Source organism: Mailhella sp., from assembly GCF_057866825.1.
In genome coordinates this window covers 1-5,539 of record NZ_DBMAHT010000126.1, presented here as the reverse complement: position 1 = coordinate 5,539, position 5,539 = coordinate 1, and the positions used below count along the sequence as shown (strand labels likewise).

The 5,539-nt window shown below is 64.0% G+C and carries 4 protein-coding genes; 1 reads left to right on the top strand and 3 read right to left on the bottom strand.

The genetic code is table 11. The features are described from left to right. Nucleotides 1–1,564, bottom strand: a 1,564-nt coding sequence (locus ACZM96_RS09225; protein WP_489488699.1) for a hypothetical protein, incomplete at its 3' end; no start/stop codon positions are given. Between the two features lie 156 nt (nucleotides 1,565–1,720). Here ACZM96_RS09225 and ACZM96_RS09220 point away from each other — a divergent pair. After that, entirely contained in the window at nucleotides 1,721–2,626 is a 906-nt protein-coding gene (locus ACZM96_RS09220; protein WP_489488698.1) for a TIGR00269 family protein, read from the top strand. 1,777 nt (nucleotides 2,627–4,403) lie between these two features. Here the strand turns inward: ACZM96_RS09220 and ACZM96_RS09215 are convergent. Both ACZM96_RS09215 and ACZM96_RS09210 read right to left on the bottom strand, forming a co-directional pair. Next, nucleotides 4,404–4,904, bottom strand: a complete 501-nt coding sequence (locus ACZM96_RS09215) for an AbrB family transcriptional regulator (RefSeq protein WP_489488697.1) — start codon at nucleotides 4,902–4,904, stop codon at nucleotides 4,404–4,406. Nucleotides 4,905–5,197: 293 nt separating this feature from the next. Then, a partial coding sequence (locus ACZM96_RS09210) for a hypothetical protein (protein WP_489488695.1) occupies nucleotides 5,198–5,539 on the bottom strand: 342 nt, incomplete at its 5' end.

The window sequence follows — 5,539 nt, the reverse complement described above, 5'->3', positions numbered from 1 at the left end:
CAGCCGCGGGCTGCTCGGCAACGGGAGCTTTTTCCGGCGCAGCGGGCGAAGAAGTATTCTCCGCGGCGGGAGCCTTCGAGCTGGCGGGCGCAGGCGCGTTCCGGTTCAAACGGCCGGACACTTCGGGAAACGACGGCTTTCCGGCGGGCGACTTCCCTGCGACGGAAGGGGCAGAAGAAGGCGCATCGTTGCTCTTCCCTGCTTCGGCGGCCTTTCCGGCGGAAGCAGGCTCAACGGCGGGCGCAGGGCTCGCCGATTCCGGCGCGGAGGTTGAAGAAGTGTTCCCGGCGGCGGAAGACTTCGGAGCGCCTGTGTTTTCCGCTCCTGTTCCGGCGCTCTTCCCGGCTTCGGACGGCGCCGGGGCGCTCATGTCGCTTTCGCGATGATGAAGAATGTCGTCTGCGCGGCGGGTCATCTGTTCGGCCATGCGGCGGCACACGTTTGCGGCGGTCTGCATGGACTCCACGGAGCAGCGACGGCGGCTCAGCCATTCTCCGAGGAACAGCAGCTCGGCAGAAGACAGCGCCTGTCCCTCGGCCTTGCGGCGGATGGCGTACACCATGTCGTTTCTGGCGCGCTCCTGCCTGTCGGCGTACATGCCCGCCACGCGGGTGCTTTCGGCCATGCGGCGGCTCTGTATGGCGATTTCGTCCCTGTCGCCGTGCTCGCGGGCCAGGGACAGCGCCATGTAGGCCCGGGCAAAGCTCTCATTGGCATCGCTTTCGTGCCCGGCTTCCCGGAGAATGGCCGCAGAAAGCGCGGGCAGATCGACCGCAGCCGAAGCATCCAGAGAAACGGCGAGACGACGGAACTTTTCGGCGTACACCTCGAACATGTCCGCCACCTGCGCGTCGGTCAGCGGAGTTTTCCGCGATGCACGGGCGGAACGCTCCATTTCCTCGATGAAGGCAGGCGAATACATGCGATAAAGCGCTTCCAGCATGCCGGGCGTGAACACGTAGTTCAGAATGCTGGAGCGGCTTTTCAGCGGATCGCGCTCCACGCTGCGCAGCGTGCCGGAATTGCTGTATCTCGCGTTTGCCTGCACGAGGGTGACCGCACTGCGGCCCCCGCGTCCCTCATGATGCGAAGGAATGTACTTCGACGCCAGCCAGCCCGCCATGTCACTCACGAAGCGGGGCGTCACCACGGAATCCCGATGTTCGGCCGCAGGCGCGGGAGCCTGATCCGTCACCTTGCCGGACGCGCTGTCGCCGTCGGGCGCGGCTGCGCCGTTCGAGGTCATGGCGCGGTCCACTCTGGCCAGAAGCTCGGCCTGCGGATCCACAGGCTCGGGACGTCCCTCTGTCGTCAGCGCGGCTCCCACCTGCCGGGGCGTGTTTTCTTCTCCGGCGGCAGAAGAGGCGGAGGAAACGTCGGCAGGCGTTCCGGCCTCGTCGGTTTTTTCCGTCGTTTTTCCGGTCAGATTCCGAACTGCGTTTCTGGCGGATTCCACGGTCGATTCCACCTTCTCCGGCAGAAAATACCATGCAGCGCCGCCAAGACAGCACAGAACCAGAACACACGCAGCTATTTTGCGGAACGAACGGGATGATGAAGCCATGGGAGAGGCACTCCGTCTTGCCCGGAAAGCGCCCGGGCAGCTGAGGATATTGCAAATTTACACACGGCTCATTTTAGCGTATTCCTCTGTTCCTGTGAAGTGCGCCCCGCGCCTCCCCGACATCAGAAACATCGCCATCATTCACGAGGTTTTTCCATGAAATGCCGCCGCTGCCATGCACGCGCCGTAGTCTCTCTTCCCAGTCACAACACCGCCTTCTGCCCCGACTGCTTCCTGGACTTCTTCTCCAAACAGGTGGACAGAGGCATTCGGGAACAGGGACTCATGACCAAAGACGACCGCGTGCTCGTGGCGCTTTCCGGCGGCAAGGACTCGCTCGCCCTCATGCTTGAACTCGGCCGTCAGGGCTACAACGTCACCGCGCTGCACATCGATCTCGGCATTCCGGGTTCCTCGCCCGCGGCGCGCGGCGTGGTGGAACGCTTCTGCAAAAAATACGACTTTCCGCTCATCGTCCGCGAGATGGCCGCCGAAGGCCTCGCCATTCCCGACGTGAAGGCCGCGCTGCGCCGCCCCGTGTGTTCCGCCTGCGGCAAGATCAAGCGCTACTACTTCAATCAGACCGCGCGCGAAGGCGGCTTCAACGTGCTGGCCACCGGCCACAACCTCGACGACGAAGTGGCAAGGCTCACCAGCAACACCCTGCGCTGGGACCGCGCCTATCTCAGCGATCAGGGGCCGCTGCTCAAGGATTCCGACGGCTTCACCCGGAAGGTCAAGCCGTTCTGGCGTCTCACCGAATTTGAAACGGCCAACTACGCCTTTCTCATGGGCATAGAAAACCACTACGCGCCCTGCCCCTACAGCGAAGGCGCGAGCTTCTCCACGCTGAAAAGCCTGTGGATAGACCTGGAAGAAAAAATGCCCGGCCGGAAAATGGATTTCTATCACGGTTTTCTGGAACGCGGAAAGCCCGCCTTCCAAAGCCAGGAAGAGGAACACGGGCAGACGCTCGCGCCCTGCGCCCGCTGCGGCTATCCCACCTCCACCGAAGTGTGCGGCGTGTGCCGCATCCGCGAGGCGCTGGCCGCCAGAAATTAGCGCGTCAACTTGCTTTCCTGCCGAGGCCTGCGCCGCCGAATCTCCGGCCGCGGGCCTCGTCGTTTATCCCGCTCCGCACCCTTTCCCGAAAGTCACCTTCCTCTGCTCGCCGCCCCGGCTCCCCTGTGATCTTCCGCGGCGATTTCCGGCCGCGATTCGCCGTTGAGGTTCGTCGCTGCGATCCGCCCGTCAGGGCTGTTCCCCCGCGCTCCCCGCTCGCGAGGCTGCACTGCCCTCCCTTCACCGAGCCGGCGTCATCTCCTGCCATCCCCGGCGCATCCGCCGCGCGTTGATCCTTTTCCCCGGCCGCGCCCTTCCCCGGTCGATCCGTCGTCTTTTCCACCGGCACCGATGCGCTCCGGCCTGCCCCTGCCTTGTTGCGCCGCTCTTCCGTTCCGCTCCCGCCGCGTCGCCCAGATTCTTCTCTCTGCGCCCCGCCGGACCTGCAAGAATACGACAGTCTGCGCAAGAAAAGGAAACTTGTCTTTTCCCGCAAAATGTCTATTATTTCTTACTGAGAAGAAAGGAAAATCCTGTCGCGCGCCGTTGCCCGCAAAAGACCGGCCTCCCCGCCGTTCGCGCCCGCGCAGCCGGACGAAACCCTGAGGCGTCCGCCGTCTTCAAACGCATCTCAGGCGCATCTCAGACATCCGCCCTTTCTTCCCTGAGGGCGCCGCGTCCGGCGTCTCCGACGCCCCGCCCTCCCCGCCGGATCGGATGCTCCCGATTCAGGCGCGCCGCGCCTTGCTCACGGCGCATCCTGCCGACGGAACGTTCAAGCGAAAACCGCTCTAAGGAGACTTTCCATGAAGCGCAGGCTTCTTGTCGCCCTGATGGTTCTCAGTCTTTCCGGATGCGCCTACGACCCCTACGGGCCGGACGTGGCCGGCAGCGTGGCCGTAGGATCCGGCGGCGTGTATGGCGGCAGCGTCAGCGTCGGCACAGGCGGATACGTCGCGCCGGGCTACTACGGCACGTCGCTGATCTTTCCCGTGCTGCCGCCGCCCGTCATCGTTTCCCCGCCTCCGCCGAGGCCACACGGCGTGCTTCCCCCGCCCCCTCCGCACAGGCCCCCGGCTCCGGGCATGGTTGCTCCCGGGCACAGGCCTCCGCCTCCCGGAATAAGACCCCCCGGTACAAGACCGCCAGGACTGCATCCCGGCGTGCCCGGTCCCAGACCTCCCATTGTCGGCCCGGGCAGCCCCGGCCCCAGGCCGCCCATGATGCGCCCCGGAACTCCGGGAACACGGCCGCCCGTCATGCGGCCGGGCGCAGGCAGACCTCCCAGGCCTCCGATGATGCGCCCCGGCGCTCCCGGAGTGCGCCCGCCCATGGCCAGACCCGCCGGAGGGCAGCGCCCGCCCGCGCTTCGTCCGGCAGGCGGAGGGGCGCGTCCCCCGATCATGCGTCCTTCCGGCGGCGTCTCCCGGCCCATGCCGGCAAGACCGACCGGCGCTCGTCCGGGCATAGGCTTTCCGAGAGGGCCTCGCCGCTGATTTCCCTGCCTTTCCGCGGCGCGCCGGCAACGCCGCCCGATAAAAAAATGTCCGTGGTCCCATTCCGGGATCACGGACATTTTTGCGCCCTTCGCGCAGCAAATTCATGCACAGCTCAGACACGCCGATTCCCGGCGGGCCGCACGGCCTGCCGCCCGGGCCGCGCGGATTTCTTCCTCACGGCAACCGCCATTCCGTGCCGCCTTCGCGGGCAGGCTCGACGTTTCAGCGGCCTGCCGGACGTTTCCGCCCCGCGCGCCTTGCCGCAGGCAAGAGCCTCGCTACTTGTGGAAAAAGAACTTCATGCACCAGCAGAACACCGGCACCAGCAGAATGACCACGTACAGACGCGTCATCTGAAACGCCATGATCTTGGGCAGGTTTTCGTTGGCGTCCGCCAGACCGATGACCGCGTTGAGGCCGCCCGGCGACGTGGCCAGAATGGAGCCGATGACGTCGATATCCGTCATGTGACGCACCACAAAGGCCGCGCCGAGTCCGGCTGCGAGCAGAATGCAGGTGCTGAGTATCATGACGGGAATCTGATCCTTCATGCTGGCCAGCATGTCCAGCGAGAGCATGGAGCCCACGCATATGCCTATGCCGAGCTGCGCCGCATTGTAGAACAGGGACGGCATCTGAATGTCGGCCAGCCCCAGCAGCTTCACGGCCATGCTTCCTACGACGGCGCCGAGCATGCAGCCGCCGGGAATGTGGAAGAACTTGAAAATGCAGCCTACCGTCGCTCCGGAAACAACCAGCATAATGATCTGATGATTCATGACATCCCTCGCCGTTTTTCTCCGCTCGGTATAGCTTGAACCTCCGCGCTTTGTAAACGTTGTTCCCTCCATCGCCGAAGCAGTGGAATCAGACGATTTTTTTCTGCAATATTCTGTTTTTCCCCGGATATCGACTCCTTATTTCAACGCGCGACGGTCGATACCGGCCTTGCTCCTTGGCTTGTGAAAAACATAATGAATCGTATGAAAAAATATTCAACAGATCTCTTCCAAAACAAAAGTCGATCTCAGGGCGAAAAGCGCCGCACAACAAACACACATTCCGCGCCTTCTCAAAAAACATGCAGGAAATTTTTCTCCGGGCGACGCGCTTTCACAAAATCATGGCCGCGCTGCAAAGCGGCACAGGGCCCGGCTGCCGGGTTGTCCCCCTGCTGCGCAGGAAAGTTCCATCTCTGCGGAACATAAGGCCTTTTTGCCGATGCTCGCTTCTGCAAGAATGCGCCCTGCGGCCTGACGCCCCGCATCCGCGCTTTCCCGACGCCGTTTCTGCCCGCCTGCGCCTCTTTCCCCTGCCTCACTCCCGCGCCGGAAGCAGGCCCCGCCACCAGTTCCACTCCCCCCGCTTTGCGCGCTCCCGCCGCCTTTGTGCCGCTCAGCGCCGCGCCTTTTCC

Excerpts from the sequence above, each read along its gene's own strand:
- ACZM96_RS09215 (WP_489488697.1), bottom strand. The coding sequence starts at position 4,904 with ATGAATCATCAGATCATTATGCTGGTTGTTTCCGGAGCGACGGTAGGC.
- ACZM96_RS09220 (WP_489488698.1), top strand. The coding sequence starts at position 1,721 with ATGAAATGCCGCCGCTGCCATGCACGCGCCGTAGTCTCTCTTCCCAGT.